Raw genomic sequence first — 3,030 nt, forward strand, 5'->3', positions numbered from 1 at the left:
CCCGCCGCGCGCCCGCGCCCCTTTAGGGGCGCGGGGAACTGCGCGACAAGCCCCCACCGGCGGGCAGTGGTCGCGCAAAGCAAACGGCCCCCCGTGCCAAAGGCACAGGGGGCCACTCAGACCCCGGCGGGGCGCCGGAACTCAGCCCTTCGGCAGAGCCGCCAGCTGCGAGCTGATCCGCTCAATATCCGCCTCGGCCGTCTCCAACCGCTTACGGATCTTCTCCACCGCAACCTCCGCCGCCTTCGCCAGAAACGCCTCGTTCCCCAGCTTGGCCGTGGACTGCGCCTTGTCCTTCTCCGCCGCGGCGAGCGCCTTCGTGAGCCGCTTCCGCTCGGCCTCGACGTCGATCGTGCCGGACAGGTCGAGGGCGACGGTCGCACCCGCGACCGGCAGCGAGGCGGTCGCGGCGAAGCCCTCGCCGGCCGGCTGCAGGCGCAGCAGCGAACGCATCGCGTCCTCGTGGGCGGCCAGCGCCGTACCGGTCAGGTCGAGGCGGGCCGGAACCTTCTGGCCCGGCTGCAGACCCTGGTCGGAGCGGAAGCGGCGGACCTCGGTGACGACCTGCTGGAGCGTCGCGATCTCCTGCTCGGCGGCCGCGTCGCGGAAGCTGCTGTCCTTCGGCCAGTCGGCGATGACGACGGACTCGCGGCCCGTGAGCGTGGTCCACAGCGTCTCGGTGACGAAGGGCACGATCGGGTGCAGGAGCTTGAGGGTGACGTCGAGGACCTCGCCCAGGACGCGGCGCGAGGCCTCCGCCTCGGGGCCGCCCTTCTGGAAGGTGGTCTTGGACAGCTCGACGTACCAGTCGAAGACCTCGTCCCACGCGAAGTGGAACAGCGCGTCGGAGAGCTTCGCGAACTGGTAGTCGTCGTAGAGCGCGTCCACCTCGGCGACGACGGCGTTCAGGCGCGAGAGGATCCAGCGGTCGGTGGCCGACAGCTGCTCGGCCGGCGGGAGGTCGCCCTCCACCGTGGCGCCGTTCATCATCGCGAAGCGCGTGGCGTTCCAGATCTTGTTCGCGAAGTTGCGCGAGCCCTGGACCCAGTCCTCGCCGATCGGCACGTCGACGCCGGGGTTGGCACCTCGGGCGAGGGTGAAGCGGACGGCGTCGGAGCCGTACTTGTCCATCCAGTCCAGCGGGTTGACCGCGTTGCCGAAGGACTTCGACATCTTCTTGCCGAACTGGTCGCGGACCATGCCGTGCAGGGCGATGGTGTGGAACGGCGGGGTGCCGTCCATCGCGTACAGGCCGAACATCATCATCCGGACGACCCAGAAGAAGAGGATGTCGTAGCCGGTGACGAGGACGGAGTTCGGGTAGAACTTCTCGACGCTCTCGGTCTTCTCGGGCCAGCCGAGGGTGGAGAAGGGCCACAGGCCGGAGGAGAACCAGGTGTCGAGGACGTCGGTCTCCTGGTGCCAGCCCTCGCCGCTCGGCGGCTGCTCGTCCGGGCCGACGCAGACCATCTCGCCGTCCGGGCCGTACCAGACCGGGATGCGGTGGCCCCACCACAGCTGGCGCGAGATGCACCAGTCGTGGAGGTTGTCGACCCAGTCGAAGTAGCGCTTCTCCATCTCCTGCGGGTGGATCTTGACCTTGCCGTCGCGGACGGCGTCGGCCGCGGCCTTGGCCAGCGGAGCGGTCTTGACCCACCACTGCATGGACTGGCGCGGCTCCAGCGTCGTCTTGCAGCGGGAGCAGTGGCCCACGGAGTGGGTGTACGGGCGCTTCTCGGCGACGATGCGGCCCTCGGCGCGCAGGGCGCCGACGATCGCGGAACGGGCCTCGAAGCGGTCCAGGCCGAGGAAGGGGCCGTGGGCAGTGATCACACCGTGCTCGTCGAGAACAGTGATCGACGGCAGGTCGTGGCGGCGCCCGATCTCGAAGTCGTTCGGGTCGTGGGCCGGGGTGACCTTGACGGCGCCCGTGCCGAACTCCGGGTCGACGTGCTCGTCGGCGACGACCGGGATGCGGCGGCCGGTCAGGGGCAGCTCGATCTCGGTGCCGACGAGGTGCTTGTAGCGCTCGTCCTCGGGGTGGACGGCGACACCGGTGTCACCGAGCATCGTCTCGGCGCGGGTGGTGGCGACGACGATGGAGGCGTCACCCTCGCCGTAGCGGATGGAGACGAGCTCGCCGTCGTCGTCCTGGTACTCCACCTCGATGTCCGAGATGGCCGTGAGGCAGCGGGGGCACCAGTTGATGATGCGCTCGGCGCGGTAGATCAGCTCGTCGTCGTAGAGCTTCTTGAAGATCGTCTGGACGGCCTTGGACAGCCCCTCGTCCATGGTGAAGCGCTCACGGCTCCAGTCCACGCCGTCACCCAGACGACGCATCTGCCCGGAGATCTGACCGCCGGACTCGGCCTTCCACTGCCAGACGCGCTCGACGAACGCCTCGCGGCCGAGGTCGTGGCGGGACTTGCCCTCCTTGGCCAGCTCGCGCTCGACCACGTTCTGCGTGGCGATGCCGGCGTGGTCCATGCCCGGCTGCCACAGGACCTCGTAGCCCTGCATGCGCTTGCGGCGCGTGAGGGAGTCGATCAGCGTGTGCTCGAAGGCGTGGCCGAGGTGGAGGGAGCCCGTGACGTTCGGCGGCGGGATGACGATCGTGTAGGGCTCCTTCTCGCTCTTGGCGTCTGCCTCGAAGTAGCCCCGCTCTACCCAGCGCTCGTACAGCGGCCCCTCTACGTCGGCCGGCGCGTACTGGGTCGGCAGGTCGGGGGTGCGGTCGGCGTGCCCGCTGTCGGGGCGCTGAGTGTTGTCGGTCACGGGGTGAATTCTAAGGGGGTGTACGCGGGGGTTTCGAATCGATTGCCGCGGGATCGGCGAGGATGACGCCCACGCGACGAGAGAAGCGACGAGAACGATGAGCAAGCAGCAGGCCGGCCTCTACGAGCCGCTCCCCGTGACGCCCCGCTCCTACGCCCGGCCCGGCGGCCCGAGCGGCTACGGCGCGGCCGTGTGGCCACCGCCGGTCCCGGAAGGGGTCCGGGGCGGGGGCCGGGGTGGCGGGGTCGTAGCGGG

The 3,030-nt window shown here is 69.9% G+C and carries 1 protein-coding gene; it reads right to left on the minus strand.

Translation table 11 applies throughout. The annotated features are described in order from the left end of the window. Positions 1-141: 141 nt before the first annotated feature. Positions 142-2,775, minus strand: a complete 2,634-nt coding sequence (locus ACSNOH_RS34260; RefSeq protein WP_436725355.1) for a valine--tRNA ligase — start codon at positions 2,773-2,775, stop codon at positions 142-144. Positions 2,776-3,030 lie beyond the last annotated feature (255 nt).

It is taken from the genome of Streptomyces sp. URMC 127 (genome assembly GCF_051386535.1).
Lineage (GTDB): Bacteria > Actinomycetota > Actinomycetes > Streptomycetales > Streptomycetaceae > Streptomyces.